The organism is Treponema sp. (assembly GCF_052169735.1).
GTDB lineage: Bacteria > Spirochaetota > Spirochaetia > Treponematales > Treponemataceae > Treponema.
This window is the reverse complement of the sequence record NZ_JBQNBW010000060.1, coordinates 1-16,953: the sequence shown is the minus strand read 5'-3', so window position 1 is coordinate 16,953 and position 16,953 is coordinate 1. Positions and strand designations below refer to the sequence as shown.

Below are 16,953 nucleotides of genomic sequence, written 5' to 3'. Positions count from 1 at the left end.
CAATATTATTGCAGACGGTTTCAGGCTCAATGACGCTATTCACTCAGAGTACCTGCTGCAAGAAAAGACAGCGCATACTGTACTGACGGATGTGCTTGAGGTACATTTTTTGGACTTGCAAGCAGCAAAAAAGGCGAAAGAAAAAGGGAAAGCTGCTGGTAAGCGCAGTCAGCTTATTAACTGGCTGCGATTTATAGGAGCAACGAATAGGAAGGAGCGAGCGATGATAGCAACGAAGTCACCGGTATTACAAATGCTGAATGAAAAAATAGACGTATTAACTTTATCGCCGACAGAACGGAAACTGTATGAGTCAAGAATGAAGCTGAAAAGCGATATAACGACCATCTCAGAGACGCAATTCAGTGCAGGGGTTGAACGGGGTAAATCACTTGGACTTGCTGAAGGTAAATCGCTCGGTCTTGCCGAAGGCTCACGGCAAAAAGCCTTCGAAACAGCGCGTAACTTACTTGTGATAGGTTTATCTATTGACAATATCGCAAAAGCAACCGGTTTGACCGTACAGGAAGTAGAAACACTGAATTAATGATTCGTGCGGAGAGGTTCATACCCCGGCGCTTTGCGACGTAATAAGGGGTATGAACCTCGACTGCAACCACCTTATGAGAACAACATACCACGATGCTCTGCGTCGGGGTATGTTGATGATAAAAAGTTTCTCGCTTTTTATACTGCGGAATCCCTGTTAAGAAAAGGATATTTGTGTGATTCATTTTCAACGCCCTGTATTTTTTCTGCTTCTCCTGCTTGTACCGGCTTTTGTACTGCTCCGGCGTGCCGGTGTACTGCGTGCCGTATCGTTACCGCTGCCGCTGGGGAACTGGAACGGCTTTATCCCTAAAAAATATCCTCGAGTATATATTTTACACCGGCTTTCGCAATATATGCTTGCCGCAGCGTTTATACTGACCGTAACAGCGCTGGCGGAACCGGTTCGCCAAACTGCAGAGGCGCTGTATGCAACTCCCGGGCAGGCACTCATGTTTGTTATTGACAGCAGTCCTTCAATGGCAGCGCAGGATATGGGAATGCAGACAAGGCTTGATGCAGCAAAGCAGATGATACACGCATTTACGGAACAGTATGCGGGGGACTCTTTCGGATTAACAGCACTGGGAAGTTCCGCTGCCGTGCTGATTCCTCCAACGATTGACCGGCAGACATTTTTAACACGCTTGGATCAGCTGCATGCCGGTGAGTTTGGCGACGGAACCGCTATTGGCATGGGGCTTGCATCTGCGGTGCTGCACCTTACTCAGTATTCTGCTATTCCATCCTCTATTATCCTTTTTACCGACGGCGATAATAATACCGGTGAGATTCATCCCCGTGCAGCTGCCGAGATTATCAAGCATAAAAAAATAGGCTTTTACATTATCGGTTTGGGAAAGTCCGGCTATGCACCGATTAAGTACTTTGATCCTATTCAGCAAAAAGAGATTTCCGGTACATTGCACACCGTATTCAACGAAGCAGAACTGCAAAAAACAGCACGGTACGGCAACGGGCGCTATTTCTCAGCAAAATCTCCGGAAGTTCTAGCAGAAATTTTTCAGCATCTGAGTCAAAAAATACCGGCGACACAGCCTGCCCGCACCGTCAATAAACTTCATTATCTTGACCGGACGTTACTGCTTATTGTCTTAGGTCTCGGTGCAGCAGCATGGCTGATCCGCAGAATTGGTATGCAGGCGGTGTCCTAATGATTACCTTTGAAAAACCGCAGTTCCTCTTGTTTATGCTCTGTGCCGTGCCTGCATGTATGCTCACACTGTACCGTTTGCATCGGCTGGTGCAGGGGTATGGTGCAGATAGCGCCGGGATCCAGCAGCTGGTGCGGACAGTGCGGCTGCGGATGCTGCTGTGGGGGATGGGTTGGTGCTGCTTGTGTATTGCGGCAGCCGTCCCGCTCTGGGGCACCCGGCAAGTTTCAACGGTTAAGTTCGGGAATACCGTTATCTTTGCCGTCGATATTTCCCGCAGTATGACAGTTACCGATATTGCACCGAATAGGCTTGAGTTTGCTAAACACTACGTGCATTTTTTGCTGAGCCGTCTTCCGGAAGCTGCGTGCGGGTTGGTTACCGTAAAGGGGCAGGGGGTACTTGCTGTTCCGTTAAGCTATGATCATCAAAGCCTTGTTACAGCGGTAGAATCTCTTTCTCCGTTTAGTGCAACCGCTGCGGGCAGTAATTTGGAACAGGGTCTGCGTACGGCGCTTGCAGCTTTTCAAGAAAACAGGCTGACCGGTAAGACCATTGTACTGTGTACCGATGGCGGGGAGACGGCTGGTTCTCTGCTGCGTATGATACCCCGGCTCCGGCAAGAAAACGTACAGCTTATTATTATCGGGTTTGGAACAGCGGAAGGCGGCAGTCTTTCTGTTCTCAATGAAAAATACGAATCAGTACTGCAGCAGAGTAGCTTAGCTGAAGATGTGCTCAAACGTGCTGTGCAGCAAACGCTGAACGGGAGTTTTTATATTTCCGCACTGGAGCCGGGATCAGCATGGAAGGTATTGCAGTCATTGCAGGATAGCAGTGCACACGGCGAAAAAATTCACTATGTACAAAAACCGGTACGCAGAGCCTTTGAATGTATCGCCGCAGCGCTTTTACTGTTTTGCGCCGGTTTCTTTGCAGGAGGACTGTATGAAAAAAAAGATACATAACAGGTTCTTGCTGTGCATTGTGATTACTGCCGTGTTAGGGGCGGGATGCAGTGCAGAGCGCCGTGTACAGTTCGCCCATTTAAAGGGTACCTTAGCGTGGAAACAAGGGGATTGGAATAATGCAGTGCTTTCCTTTTGTGAAGCGGAAGATACCGCAGCTGCGCTTTCGGATTCTAAAACAGCGCCGTACATAGATTTCGCCCTTGCTTCCTCCTATATCATGCAGGGTGAAGATAAGGCAGCGCAGGGAAAATTACAGAAGATTTCCGATGATTCGCGGGAGATACTGCGGTCTCAAGGATTCTATCAGCAGGGGATTATCGCATTCCGAGAAAAAAAATATGCTGATGCAGCAGCCTTGTTTAGAAAGTCTCTGGAGCTGAATGGTGGCGACAGGGATGCAAAGATAAATTATGAAATAAGCAAAAAATTAAGCGGTAAGCAACGGGATATGCGGTATCAAGCTCCCCAAAACATTGTTGAAGAGGAAGATTCCTATGCTGCCGACTCCATTATTTTAGATATTATCCGTAAAAGAGAGCAAGCTGAATGGAAAAAAACACAACAGGAAGCAGAGCCTTCTATCAACGACTATTAAGCCAGCATCGCGTATTAAGCCGGCAACGGCTATCAAGCCAAGGCATAGTACGCTGTCTAGTAGTGAGTGTAGTAAGCCAGTGCTTATTCAGCGGATGGCTGTTATGGAGGCGGCTTCTCTCCGGTCTATTTTTGTGCAGCCTATTTTTATGCAAAGGGTTGTTATGCAGCCGGTTTTTATGCAAACGGCAGCGTTTTCCCAGCGCTCGGTACTGTGCTGCACTGCTGCTGTGCTGCTCTGCCGTGCTGCTTTATGGGCAGGATGCCGGCAGTGCGATTGAGGTGCGCCTCAACGCCGATGAGTTTTTTGCCGGTCAAGAGTTGGACATAGACATACTGATACGGCATGATGCCCTGTCTCTTCGGCGCAACCGGGATATGCCGAATTGTATACTTGAAGGGCAAAACTCAGCGGTTCAGCTACTGCAAAGCAGCAGTATTCCCGAACAAGACGGGCTGCACCTGCGCTCCCGCTACCGTTTTACACAAACCGGTACCTGTACCCTCGTGCCGGTACTGCAATGGAAGCGGATGCGGATTGAATTGAAGCCGCTGCATCTTACAGTGCATGAACCGCCGCTTTCGGAACAGACTGTCTTTCTTTGGAAGCTGTATACTTCCGATGGGCTGCCCGTAGCAGAGGAAACAGTTGCGGAGCAGGGGCAGCCCTATCTGCTCTGCCTTACTGCAGCGTTTTATGTCCCCGGCTATGAAGCACAGTATCGCGGCTATCTCCGGCGGGTTGCTGCCTCCGCGGAAAACACCGGGGCAGCCTTGCTTGCAGCACCTGCGGGCAGCGCCGGCGGTATATCAACTGCCGCTTCTACGGGTAGTGCTGAACACACTCCGCCGGTAGTACCTGCGAGTAGTTCCGGCAAAACTTCTCTTGCGGGAGCTGCTGCGCTGCCTCTTCCTGCGGGAATACTCAGGATTGACTGCCCTGCTGCTGAAAACGCTGCAGTGGAGCCGCTGGATGCCGCGCAGCTTCCGGCAGCAATTATTGAAGCGGAAATAAGCAGAACTGGTTCCGGTCAATCCCCTATTCTAGCCGCATTCCGGTGGATTCCTCTTTCTATCGGTATGCAAGCTCTCCCGCAAGCTGCTATATTCCTTGATTCCGGTGCGAAGGTTGTCAGCCAACTCCGTAACCTGCGGGTTATACCATGGAGAGATGCTTTATCTGAAGATGATATGGAAAAGGGGATGGAGCGGGCAGCTCATGTAAATGGCGCTGGGCAATTACCCCATGCAGCCTTTACAGAAAAGCTGCCGGAACAGCCTCCGAACGGTTCAGCGCTCAGTGTGCAGGAAGAAATTGGGTCTGCTCACCGTATTGCCTCATTGCGGCATCGGGAACTGACAGCGGTATTCCCTTTTGCTGCCCGGTATGAACGGAAAAAACTGGAAACAGCGCTGGGAATTGTGCAGCCGCTGCCCCTCTATCCTGCAATCTACGGGATTTTGGCAGCCGTTTTTACCGTGTTGCTGCTGAGCGGTGTGGTATGGCTCAAGTTCCGTAATAAAAAAGGCGGTATGATTGTAGCGCTCATTCTTGCGCTTTGTTGTACAGGAATTGCTGCCGGTCTTTTTAACCGGACTATGCAGCCGCAAGCTGTGTGTATAGCATTAAGTAATGCAGCTTCTGTGCGCCGCATACCGGAAGCAGCCGGCAGCATTGTCTATCGGCTTGCATTGGGAGAAAGCGTTTGGATTGTACGGCAAACAGCTCTTTGGTGTTATGTAAAAACAGCAGGGGGCATTACTGGCTGGGTACCGCAAGATACACTCGCAGTATGCGGAACAGCCTTATAGGGTAGGCATTAAGGAGCTGCTCAAAATAGCGGTTATTCATGCGTTGGGATAATACTCACATGCCGCGCCAGGGTATGTTGATTTTTTAGAGGCTCTCCATCATTTAAGAAATAGAAAGGATATGCCGAAAATAAAAGCTGGAGGTTTTTATATGTATCTGTGCGGCTGTACCATAAAAAAAGAAAGAGCTGTTCTTTTTTTGCTTTTTCTCATACCGCTAACGGTTATATCCTGTGTTAGCGAACCTAAAAGAGTAGAAAATAATCTTGTAACGATGGTAAAAGCTCGCGATATAGAAGGAGTTAAGGCTCGTTTCAGCACCGAGGAAATCAATACTAAAGATTCGGACGGATATAGCCTGCTGCATATTGCTGTCCGGCAAAATGATGCAGCGCTGACAGAGTACCTCCTTTCCATGGGCGCTGATAGAGAAGTACGCGATCCTGAAGGAAATACTGCGCTCATTGCCGCTGCTGAGGCGAATGCGTGGAAGGCTGCTCAGGTGCTGGCACAGCATAATGCACAGATTTTTGCACGCAATCAAGATGAGGTTTCCGCTTTCCAGCTTTTTTATGATAAACACCAAACAGCAGTACTATTGAACGCACAGACGGTATTGCAGCAAGATGAAGATGGAAATACACTCCTGCATTATGCTGCAGGCGTATTAGATCAAAACCTCACCGCTGCGTTGCTGACAGCCGCAGGGGATAATACCGGAGCCTTGATACAAACGCCGGATTCACAAGGGCTGTCTGCTTTAGGAATTGTCTATACTAAGCCTTATGAGAAAGCGGCTGCTGCTATTGCTGCCGCCCTACTGCAAGCCGGAGCAGCCCCGCTGAATGGGGAGTTTGCAGCTTTTGAAAAGGCAGCAGTTCAGCGTAATTACGCCATGCTTTTTGCAGAAGGGCAAACAGCGCTGCATTTTGCAGCAGCCGCAGGACACACTGGTTTTGTGCAGTATCTGCTTGAACAAAAAGCGCCGGTTGATGCTAAGAACTCGGCAAATATGACCCCACTGCATGAAGCCGTCCGGAGCGGACAGACTGAAACAGCTGCTCTTCTTCTTAATGCAGGCGCGCAACCCGATGCCGCTGCTGCACTCGGAAATACAGCGCTTCATTTTGCCGTAACAGCCCCTCGTAATACCGAGTTAGTTACACTTTTGCTTGAGAAAAAAGCAAATCCTTCTCTAAAAGATGAGTATGGTGAGACCCCGCTCCATATTGCCGTACGGGTTGGTGCCGATGCCGAAATACTGACAGCGTTAACTCAGGCAGGAGCTGTTGTAAATGAGCGGAACAAACGAGGCGAAACTCCGCTTTTGCTGGCTGTAGTCCGGGATTTGCAAGATCAGGCAAATATACTGATAAACCTCGGCGCTGACATTCATGCGGAAGATACCGGCGGAACCACTCCTTTTGTCGAAACGGTACGGCATCATCGCAGTTTACTGCATACTATCGTAACGAACAAAACAAGTCCGCGGCAGGATTCTAAGGGCAGGAATGTCTTGCACCTTGCCGTTTTACTCAAAGCAGACAATTCTCTGACAGAATACCTTATTCAACAAAAAGCTCCTGTCAATACAGGGGATAAGGCAGGAAACACACCATTGCACTATGCCGTTGCTCATAACCGGAAATCAATTGGAGAGGCGCTGCTTGCAAATGGCGCTAACATATTTATCACAAACAAACAAGGAAATTCGCCGCTTAAAATAGCCTTTACGCAGAAAGAAGGACGTGAAGTATGGATTCTTACCGTCACAACCGTTTCAAGCGCTGACAGTAATGGCGATACGCCGCTGCACTATGCTGCATTATGGGGTATGAACGGTATTATTCCGCAAATTATAGCAAAGGGCGGTAATAGTAATGCAAAAAACACTAAGGGGGAAACCCCTCTTTTTACTGCAGTAAGAGCGAATAATCCGCAGACGGTACAAGCTCTGTTTGCAACAAAGGCTGCCCCGCCGCTCGACGGTTCCGCACGGGATATTTTCGGTAATACTGTTTTACATGCTGCCATCGGGTGGAATGCTCAGGAAGGAGCCGCTGCGGTGCTGAATGCACAAAGAGCAGAGGCAGCCGCTCTTTTGAATGCAAAAAATACTGCCGGAAAAACAGCGCTTCACCTTGCAGCTCAAAAAGGCGATGCTGCGTTTATTAGTCTTTTTATCAGTCATCATGCTGATATCAATATTGATGATGCAACCGGAAGAACTCCCCTCGTTGAAGCGCTCCGGTATGGAAAAACAAGTGCGGTACTCTTGCTTCTAAAAGAGGGAGCTTCACCGCTCCGGCAGGATATACAGGGACGGACAGCTCTCCATGAAGCAGTCGGAGCAGCTCCTGTTTCGGTAATTACTGCGCTCAGAGATGCGGGCGCCGATCCGCTTGTCCGTGACAGCTATGGAGCTACGCCTCTTTCCCGTGCATTGCGGCTGGGAAAGCCTATTCTTGATGCGGTTCTCGGTAATGATGCCTCACTGAGCAATTCCGACGGGGAAACACCCCTCCACATTGCTGTGCAGGAAAAAACCGATGAGGGAACCCTTCGCTATCTTATCTCGAAGCGTTATGCCGTTGATAAGCGGGATAAAACCGGCAGTACAGCGCTCTTGTTAGCAGCACAGCAAAATACACTGCCGCTGTGTTCGGTATTATTAGCTTCTGGCGCTGACCCCTTCCATGCAAATAACGAAGGAGAATCAGCAGTAAGGCTTGCGCTTACCCGCAATGCCGAGCTCTTACCGCTTATTCAAGAGAGCGCAGCAGAAAAAAACGATGCAGCCGGAAACGGATTGCTGCACTATGCAGCGCGGTATGCTTCTCAGGAAACAATACAAAAGCTGCTTACCGGCACACAAACCGATCCGGGTAAAAAGAATCTTGCCGGAGAAACTCCTGCGGATATTGCTGTCCGCTGGGAACGTCCGGAAATAGCAGCCTTGCTGCAAGTGCAAAAGTAGATGGAACGGGAATAGCGAAAAAGTAACCAACTTTTGAGACATCCCCATGCCATTGGGTGCTAGGGGTTACGCGCGGTTGTACGAAGAGCCGATGTCGAGTTCTGCCCTATATTTTGCCACAGTTCGCCGTGCAACAGATACTCCATACTGTTCTTGCAGCAAATCGGAAATCTTTTGATCGGAAAGTTTTCTTCCTGATTCCGCGCGTGCTGCAAGCAATTCTTTTATGCAATCTTTTATGCCTTCTTTTGTACCGGGGTTGCTATTCATAGTGACACTGCTTTCTTTTTGTCCTGTAATAGCATTTGTAAAAAAGAACCGCATTTCAAAAATACCCCATTTACACTGGAGATATTTGCCCGCTACCGTGCGGGAAACGGTAGACTCATGCACATTAAGCTGTTCGGCAATTTGCTGTTGAGTGAGCGGGACAAGCTGCTGTTTATCACCGGTTAAAAAAAAAGCTTCTTGCGCTGAGACAATTTTCTGCACTACATCCGAAATTGTTCTTTCGCGATGGTTTAGGCTACCGATAAAAACCAGGGCTTTGTGTATATGGTCTTTGATATAATGCTGCGTTTCAGGATTTTGGGTGTTGTTCCCAATAGCTTGAAATTGTGGGGAGATACTGAGAAGCGGTATTTCCAGATCATTCATCCGTAGAGTAAACGCTCCATCAGTATAATCCACAAAAGCGGTCGGTATAATATACTCTGCAGGGGTATTATCGTCTGCAACTGCTTTTCCGGGAAAGGGATTCAGCGAGGAGATAATCAAAAGAATCTGTTCAGCTTCTTCTTGACTGAGTTTATAGGGAACCGTACCGTCATTATTTATTCTCCGAGCAAGGGAAGCTGCCCGTGCTTTTTCCAAATAGGCAAAGCGGTGTTCAAGAATATCAATAGTATGCGCATAAAGCAATTCTGTTTTATGCTTTTGAAATAAGATTTTTGCTTGCACAAGCATACTTTGCTTAAAGTCTGTAACAGCACAGCCGATCGGATCCAGCTTTCGCACAACCGCCAAAGCGCGGCGTATGGTATGCCGTACCAGTACCGTATCTTTGACCGCTGTTGCGGGATTCAAATCAGAAGCAAAGAGCTTGGCAATCGGTACTGCATGAAATCCATCGCTATTCAAATTACCGATAATCCGTTCCGCAAAAGACATCGTTAGAGGATCAAGTTCTTGTAAATGTAATTGTGCTAAAAGATGCGGTTGTAAACCATTGGTATATTGGTCGGGAATATTTTCTAAAAAAGCCTGAAAAGAATCGCTTGCTTCTGCCGCAGTAGTGCCTCCAGCCCGATAAGGGATAACCTCTTCTGCAGCGGTGCTATGTACCGTATTTTTGCGTATTTTGCTGCCGGCTTTCGATGCCGGTGCAGAACGGATGCTGCCGTCCAGTTCCAGGGCAGGATTATCGCGTAATTCTTCAGCAATACGCTCACGGAGTTCTGCGGCAGACATTGCCAGCATATCAAGAGATTGAATCTGAGCCTGTCCCATCCGCTGTTCAAATCGCTGTCCAAGCGTCTGCCCAAACTGCGAAGCCATTATCGTCCTAGTGTAAAAGCAAATCCGGCAGAAACAGTACCTCCATATAAGGCAGTACCCGCAGTATGCGGAAGCGAATATGCGGCAACTTTCTTACTGGTTATTCCATTGTATATCATTGATATTCCTTCTGTTGTCTTTGCATATTGATAAAAAATCGAGCAAAATACAGCAAAAAAACGATGGCACTGCCAACTAAGCCGGATAGTGCCATGAAACGCCCAGCCTCCTTGTAAAACATCTACAAAGCGCAGATTTCGGGCATGGTGAATATCTTCTGTTATAGCCATGATATTGGGGTTAAGGTGCAAGTCGGTATTTAATGTTATCTTACGCGGGAATGAAACTTCCCAGCCGATTCCGATTGCCGGAAGCATTACGTGTTGTTGATAAGATACTGCAGCCTGTGTTATGGCAATTCTGGGAAGAGTCTCTGTCCATGGTTCGTACTGACCGTTCCTTTTTATTTTTGCATATTGCAGATACCCGTTGTATGAGTGCCATTTGATAACCGAATAATAAAAGCTGATCATCGGTTCTACGAGAACGGTAATACCTGCTTGCTTCATTCTTACACTTTGCGGCATAGCAATCTGCACACCTAATTTTGCCATCCACTGAATACCGCCGATTATATCGCATGCATGTTCCGACCGTTTGGTTAGTTCCGGCTGCAGCGGCAAGACTGTCATATCCTCAAAGTCTTTATCAATCATTGTGCCGGTTTTCATCGGCTGTAAAAATGACACAGTCCCTTCAATATGAATCCCTTTGGGAAGGTAGATACCTCCATGCAGGCTGTATGAAAAAGACGGCACAAGAGGCCAGCGAAGATCGCTTACTATAATGTTGCTCTGACATACATATTCCCGCGCTTCCATCAGCAGACCATTGCATGAAGCCGCGAGGAAACCGCTTACCGGAAAAATTTTTTTTGTGGATAACGGACTGTCGGGTTTTGCTCCCGTATGTGCAAAAGCGTGAGTGGTCAAAAAGAGCAGTATAGTGGAAATCAAACAAAAGCGAGGCAGCTGCATAACAAACTATAACGTGAATTGTAAAGATTGTCTATTGGTTTTTTTAGAGATGTCTAATATGATATACTCCTGAAAGGAAGTAAGATGAAAAAAGAAGATATTGCAGTGCTGGTGCAAAAGACATCAGCCTTTTTTGCTTCAAATGCGACACAATCATATCAATTCCGGGTAGAGCAGCTGCATAAGCTGGAAGCGGCGCTTGACCGGTACGAACAGCGGATCAGTGATGCTCTCTACAAGGATTTGTATAAGGCTCCGATGGAAACGTATATGACGGAAATCGGCATGGTACGGGAGGAAATCCGTTTTTTATTAAACCATCTGAAAAAGCTGATGAAGCCGAAGCGGGTGCGTACGCCGCTTAGTCATTTTCCGGCATCGAGTACGCTGTATTATGAGCCGTATGGCACAGTGCTGATTATGTCGCCGTGGAACTATCCGGTGAATTTGACACTAACGCCGCTTGCCGGTGCCATTGCTGCGGGAAACTGCGCAGTACTCAAGCCTTCAAACTACAGTCCTGCAACCTCTCACGTGATTGCTGAACTGATTGCAGAGACCTTTGATCCGGCATTTGTTACCGTGGTAACCGGCGGACGGGAGGAAAACACCGGTCTTTTGGAGCAAAAATTTGATTATATCTTTTTTACGGGAGGTACAGCAGTTGGAAAACTGGTAATGGAGGCAGCAGCACGGCATTTAACGCCGGTTACACTGGAACTCGGCGGTAAGTCTCCTTGCATTGTTGATAAAACAGCTGATATTAAAGCAGCAGCAAAGCGGATTCTTTTCGGTAAAATGCTCAACGGCGGACAAACCTGTGTGGCTCCGGACTACGTGCTGATTCATCAAGCGGTGAAGGATGCTTTTGTTGAACAATGCAAAATAATTTTACATGAATTTTTGCCCACGGAGGCATATACTTCCTGCAATATGACACGGATTGTTAACAGCAAGCATTTTGAGCGTCTGAGTACATTGATTGAGGGCGAAAAAATCGTGATTGGCGGAGAAAAAGATGTGCGCGGACGTTTTATACCGCTGACGGTGCTCGATGCTGTCAATTTTGAATCCCCTGTTATGCAAGAAGAGATTTTCGGTCCTATTTTGCCCCTTATCACCTTTACCGACCTGCAATGGGCAGCCGATCAGATACGTGCGCGTCCCAAACCGCTTGCCCTCTATCTTTTTACCAAAGATACCGCCGTAGAGCGGAAAATTTTGTCGGAGGTATCATTCGGCGGCGGCTGTATCAACGACACCATTGTGCACCTTGCGACACCGTTTATGCCCTTCGGCGGTGTTGGGGCAAGCGGCATGGGTAGCTATCACGGGAAGCAGAGTTTTTACACTTTCAGTCACGAAAAAAGCATACTCAAAAAATCCTTGTTGATTGATATTCCGATCCGCTATCATCCGTATAGCGAAAAGAACTTCAATTTCCTTAAAAAACTGATGTAATGCCGGCTCAGAGATGGAACACATAATCTATACCCAACCGTATGATTCTCCGCTGGGAAAACTGTTACTGACAGCTGATAATGCAGGTTTGACCGGACTCTGGTTTAACGGGGAGAAGTATTTTGCGCAGCATTCCGGACAGCTGCATGAGGAAAAAGATATCCCGCTTTTGCAGAAGACAAGGGCTTGGCTTGATATATATTTTTCAGGAAAAGAGCCGGATTTTTCTGTCCCGCTTCATTTTAATGGAACAGTATTTCAAAATGCAGTGTGGACGATACTGTGTACCATTCCGTATGGTAAAACAGTCTCCTATGGTGATATAGCCAAGCAAATCGCCCGGCAGCGGGGTATTCCTCGGATGTCGGCACAGGCTGTAGGAGGGGCTGTAGGACACAATGAAATTGCGATTATTGTACCGTGTCATCGTGTAATCGGGGCGAACGGCAGTTTAACCGGTTATGCAGGCGGTTTGGATAAAAAAATACAGCTTTTGACGCTGGAAAAAGCCCTGCCTCTGTCTGCCGGAGTAGCTGCATATTCATGCATTTGTAATGAGAAACGCTAAAAAATAAGCTAAGTTTTGAGCATGTCTCCTCGTATATTTTGAATAACCTGCTTGTATAGATAGATAAAATTCGGTATTCTAAAGCCGAAAATCGTGACAAGGAATGAAAGAGGATAGCAATGCGCATACGGAAAAACATTAGGGTTGAAATAGCTGTGGGGATGATGATGCTGATTATACTGATCGTAGCAGCAAATCTCCTCGGATTTGCTTTTTTTTCCCGCTATAAAGTACGTCAAATGGTCTTAGACCGGGCTATCAATCAAGTTTCTGCCACTGCACGCTATGCTGAATATCTTTTAGAGAATGTGCCGGACTATTTACCGGAATTACAGAAATTAGTCGAAAAAGAAGCTGCGCAGGACTCCGTTGCGTATGCCGTTATTATTGATAAAAATATTACGGCAATCGCTCATAGCGATCAGATTAAACTCGGAAAAGTATACAATGATGATTATACCATTGAAGGCGCGTCTAAAGGTGTGGTAAAAACATCCCGTTTTTATGCCGATGTGCAAAAGTATTGGACGTATGACATTATGTATCCCATCTATAAAAACGGGGTTATTTTCGGTGCATTGGATATTGGTATCCCTGAACAAGGTATTAAAGAAATTACACTCAATGTTACCAAGGTGCAGGTGACCATTGGTATTGCAGCGCTGATTTTCGGACTTACCATTATTCTATGGTTTACCCATCTTATTATGCGGCCTATTGAACAAATTATGCTGCTGCTCAAAGATATTTCGGAAGGAGAAGGTGATATTACCTGCCGTATGAGGATTTCCCGTACTGATGAGTTAGGACAGCTTGCCGGTTATTTTGATCTCACCTTTGAAAAAATTCAGACGGCAATCCAAGGAGTTAAAACTACAGCAAAAGATATGCAGGAGGCAGGTACCCAACTTTCCAATACCGTGCATGGTACGGTTTCAGCAACTGAAAACATGACGGAAAATATTTTGAATGTAAAGTCTCAAGTTTTGCAGCGAATTGTGGAAATTCAAGAGGTTTCCACAGCTGTCTCAGAGGTTACTCAGTCCATTGATGCATTAAAAACGACGATAGATGAGCAAGCAAAAACAGTAGGGCTGTCGGCAGATGCGGTAACCGGCATGGTTGCTAATATCCGGAATGTCGATTCTATTTTGGCAAAGCATTCCTGCGATCTTCATGCATTGGAACAGGAATCCGAAGCGGCACGGGGCGCGTTAGAAGACGCAACGATTACTACTCGAAAGATTAGCGATGCGTCTGAAGGTCTTATTGATGCAAGCGCCGTTATCCAGCACATAGCCTCGCAGACAAACCTTTTGGCAATGAACGCCGCGATTGAGGCGGCTCATGCGGGCGAAACAGGGAAGGGCTTTGCTGTCGTAGCGGATGAAATTCGTAAACTTGCAGAAGAAGCTGGCACACAGGGAAAGACAATCTCTTCTGTTTTGAAGGATTTAAAAACAGAAATCGATACTGTTGTAAGTGAAACCCAGAATGTGCACCAGCGGTTTCAAATGATATTTCAACTGACCGGCGAGGTAAAAAAACAGGAAGATATGATGAAGTCCGCTATGCAGGTACATAACACGGAGGCGGAACAGGTACTCAATGCAATGAACGAAATGAAGCAAACGACAAACAATGTCAGCAGCAGCGCTTTTTCCATGCTAGATAATACGAAAAGTATTTCGGCGCGGGTTTCACAGCTTGCTCTATCAAATAACACAACGGATCAGCTTGTTCAGCGTATGCTCAGCGCCACAGATGAATTGAAAAGCGCCGTTGAATCCGTTGCCGCATTGGAAATCAAAAATTCCGAAAACATCGCAATTCTGGCTGCTGGTGTGTCAAAATTCAAAGTATAGGAACCACGCTATACATATTAAGCAAAATTTTAGGGCAACTGCAAAATTTAAACAGATTTTTGCAGAGTCCTTTAAAAACAAGAGGTGTTATTATGCAAAAAAAATTATTGTTCTTTGCGGCTTTTTTCTCTACTGTGTTTGGCGGATTTGCGGCGGGCAAAACCGAAACAGCCGAACGGAAGTCCGGCTCCGACAAAATTATCATCGCGCACCGCGGCGCATCAGGCTATCTTCCTGAGCATACGCTGGAGTCAAAAACCCTTGCGTTTGCGCAAGGCGCAGATTATCTTGAACAGGATTTGGCAATGTCCAAAGATAATCATCTCATTGTTATTCACGATCATTTTCTGGATAACTTAACCGATGTCGCAGTCAAGTTTCCCAACCGCGCCCGCAGCGACGGTCGTTTTTATGTTATCGACTTTACCCTTGAGGAGTTGCGTCAGCTCAATATGACAGAAAACTTTGAGGTAAAGGATGGAAAACAGACAGCGGTATATCCCGGGCGTTTTCCGCTGTGGAAGTCATCATTCAAACTGCACACCTTTGAAGAAGAAATTGAGTTTATTCAAGGTTTGGAAAAAACAACCGGTAAGAAAGCAGGACTTTATCCTGAATTGAAGGCTCCGTGGTTCCATCATAAGGAGGGCAAGGATATAGCGGTTGCAGCACTGACTGTGCTTAAAAAATACGGTTATACCAAAAAGAGTGATCCGGTTTATGTGCAAACCTTTGATTACAATGAGTTAAAGCGGATTAAAACCGAGTTGTTCCCCAAATTCGGTATGGATCTCAAATTAGTACAGTTGGTGGGCTATAACGATTGGCACGAAACCGAAGAGCAAAACGAAAAAGGCGAATGGGTGAACTATGATTATGACTGGATGCACAAAGCTGGCGGCGTGAAAGAGATGCTCCGCTATGCCGACTGTATTAGCCCCGGTTGGTATATGCTGGTTGATGAAAGTTCGAAAGTAGGAGACATTAAGCTGACCCTTTTGGCAAACGAAATCAAAGCCGCAAAAGCAGACTGCCATCCCTATACGGTACGGAAAGATGCTTTGCCGGACTATGCCCGCTCCATTGATGAAATGTTCTCAATTCTCTTTGATCAAGCAGGAGCAACCGGACTCTTTACCGATTTCCCCGACCTTGGGGTTCAATTTGTGGGGAAAAAAGCCCGCTTTTAGCTAAATATTTTGGGGATGTCGAAAAACTAACCAACTTTTGAGATATCCCCAGCCATACCCGTGCAATTTATAACACTGACTTGACGGTTTTGTTAGCTGCAGTATATAATACGAAAACTTCATTTTCTGCACTATTCTTGCCGAATGTCTCTTGTGCATATTCGATGAATACTTTTTCAAGCTGCTTTGCATCAATTCTTGCAAGCGCTCGCAGAATCGTATCGCTGCCGGGTATGCCATTTTCCAGTTTCAGATATTTTTTAAGCGTTTGCTCGCTTAATGTCGCATAAAACTGTATTTGTTCTATGCTTTTATATCCGCACAATACTCCCACAAACACAATCATCAGTATATCGACGAGATTGTGTTTCTTGCATCTGTCGATTCTTTAGTCTTTAATGTTCTCAAATGATTCTTGTAATATCATTATACCACCCCAAGAACATTTTACCATCTTTTATGCCATGTAAGCTACTGTTTTTTTGACACTATTTATAATGCGGAATCCCTGATTAAAGGAATATTTCTTCTTGTAAGTTTTTCTTCTCTATGTTATAATTAATCTTGCAGTGGATTTACTGCTGATATCGGGTTTGTTGATTAGTCAATACTTACAGTAACACTACGTGTAAAACTCTTGTTTATATTGAAAGGACTCTTGGCAGTTATAAAAAATTTGCGTTCCCCTCCCTATAAGCTTTTAAAAATACACAGGTATTTGCGTTGCCGCTACCCGGAACACATACTCAAAATTTAAGGCGATGTTCAGAAAAGCTTTATTTGCGCGGAGGGTTTAATACCCCGACGCAAGCGTCGGGGTTGTTGATTCAAAAATTCTCAGTCCAGTATATACAATAAACATGTTCGGAAACTTCCGTTTCTGAACATGTTACCTTGAAATGCGATGTTCTAGATCGTGCTATTTGCGCGATTTAGAACTCGTCGACCTATTCGAAAACGCAGTTATCGAATAGGTCTAATTATTCGGTGCTCCCGTTATCGTTACCAATTAATTTTTTAGGAGATTCACAATGACAAAACGCTTTTCTATTCGCTACAACCTTATTCTTATTTTCGGGGTATTGATCACAATAGCCATCTTAGTTGAAGATTTTTTTGCAGTCAGAACAGCTCGCAAAGCCGTAACCGAAAAAGTTGAAACACAGCTTATCGAGAAAGCTACCGACATAGCAGCGG

14 protein-coding genes are annotated in these 16,953 nt (G+C 46.3%); 11 read left to right on the top strand and 3 right to left on the bottom strand.

Translation table 11 applies throughout. The features are described 5' to 3' along the window. The 7 genes from ACTTJ8_RS09575 to ACTTJ8_RS09545 all read left to right on the top strand — a co-directional run. Positions 1–547, top strand: a 547-nt coding sequence (locus tag ACTTJ8_RS09575; protein WP_442721048.1) for an Rpn family recombination-promoting nuclease/putative transposase, incomplete at its 5' end; no start/stop codon positions are given. 178 nt (positions 548–725) lie between these two features. After that, positions 726–1,724, top strand: coding sequence for a VWA domain-containing protein (locus ACTTJ8_RS09570; RefSeq protein ID WP_442721047.1), 999 nt, complete (start codon positions 726–728; stop codon positions 1,722–1,724). After that, positions 1,685–2,692 (top strand): vWA domain-containing protein, encoded by a 1,008-nt coding sequence (locus tag ACTTJ8_RS09565; RefSeq protein ID WP_442721046.1) that lies wholly within the window; start codon positions 1,685–1,687, stop codon positions 2,690–2,692. The genes ACTTJ8_RS09570 and ACTTJ8_RS09565 overlap by 40 nt, the downstream gene beginning before the upstream one ends. After that, a complete protein-coding gene (locus ACTTJ8_RS09560) occupies positions 2,673–3,290 on the top strand; it encodes a tetratricopeptide repeat protein (protein ID WP_442716640.1) in 618 nt (205 codons plus the stop codon). Before ACTTJ8_RS09565 ends, ACTTJ8_RS09560 begins: the two co-directional genes overlap by 20 nt. Positions 3,291–3,369: 79 nt before the next feature. After that, complete coding sequence (locus tag ACTTJ8_RS09555) at positions 3,370–3,570, top strand: hypothetical protein (RefSeq protein ID WP_442721045.1); 201 nt, start codon at positions 3,370–3,372, stop codon at positions 3,568–3,570. After that, on the top strand, positions 3,533–5,101 hold the full coding sequence (locus ACTTJ8_RS09550) for an SH3 domain-containing protein (protein ID WP_442721044.1): 1,569 nt from the start codon (positions 3,533–3,535) through the stop codon (positions 5,099–5,101). Before ACTTJ8_RS09555 ends, ACTTJ8_RS09550 begins: the two co-directional genes overlap by 38 nt. Before the next feature lie 121 nt (positions 5,102–5,222). Beyond that, on the top strand, positions 5,223–8,078 hold the full coding sequence (locus ACTTJ8_RS09545) for an ankyrin repeat domain-containing protein (protein WP_442721043.1): 2,856 nt from the start codon (positions 5,223–5,225) through the stop codon (positions 8,076–8,078). 66 nt (positions 8,079–8,144) lie between these two features. Here ACTTJ8_RS09545 and rpoN read toward each other — a convergent pair whose 3' ends face one another. Further along, positions 8,145–9,635, bottom strand: a complete 1,491-nt coding sequence (rpoN, locus tag ACTTJ8_RS09540; RefSeq protein WP_442716643.1) for an RNA polymerase factor sigma-54 — start codon at positions 9,633–9,635, stop codon at positions 8,145–8,147. Continuing rightward, on the bottom strand, positions 9,635–10,627 hold the full coding sequence (locus tag ACTTJ8_RS09535) for an omptin family outer membrane protease (RefSeq protein WP_442721042.1): 993 nt from the start codon (positions 10,625–10,627) through the stop codon (positions 9,635–9,637). The genes rpoN and ACTTJ8_RS09535 overlap by 1 nt, the downstream gene beginning before the upstream one ends. Positions 10,628–10,756: 129 nt before the next feature. Between ACTTJ8_RS09535 and ACTTJ8_RS09530 the strand changes: the two genes are divergently transcribed. From ACTTJ8_RS09530 to glpQ, 4 genes are all read left to right on the top strand, one after another. Further along, positions 10,757–12,133, top strand: coding sequence for an aldehyde dehydrogenase (locus ACTTJ8_RS09530; RefSeq protein ID WP_442721041.1), 1,377 nt, complete (start codon positions 10,757–10,759; stop codon positions 12,131–12,133). Positions 12,134–12,146: 13 nt separating this feature from the next. Next, complete coding sequence (locus ACTTJ8_RS09525) at positions 12,147–12,701, top strand: methylated-DNA--[protein]-cysteine S-methyltransferase (protein ID WP_442721040.1); 555 nt, start codon at positions 12,147–12,149, stop codon at positions 12,699–12,701. A 119-nt stretch (positions 12,702–12,820) separates the two neighbouring features. Then, positions 12,821–14,566, top strand: a complete 1,746-nt coding sequence (locus ACTTJ8_RS09520) for a methyl-accepting chemotaxis protein (RefSeq protein WP_442716647.1) — start codon at positions 12,821–12,823, stop codon at positions 14,564–14,566. Positions 14,567–14,658: 92 nt separating this feature from the next. Next, positions 14,659–15,756, top strand: coding sequence for a glycerophosphodiester phosphodiesterase (glpQ, locus tag ACTTJ8_RS09515; protein WP_442721039.1), 1,098 nt, complete (start codon positions 14,659–14,661; stop codon positions 15,754–15,756). A 67-nt stretch (positions 15,757–15,823) separates the two neighbouring features. Here glpQ and ACTTJ8_RS09510 read toward each other — a convergent pair whose 3' ends face one another. Then, on the bottom strand, positions 15,824–16,141 hold the full coding sequence (locus ACTTJ8_RS09510) for a transposase family protein (RefSeq protein ID WP_442721049.1): 318 nt from the start codon (positions 16,139–16,141) through the stop codon (positions 15,824–15,826). Positions 16,142–16,953: the final 812 nt, after the last annotated feature.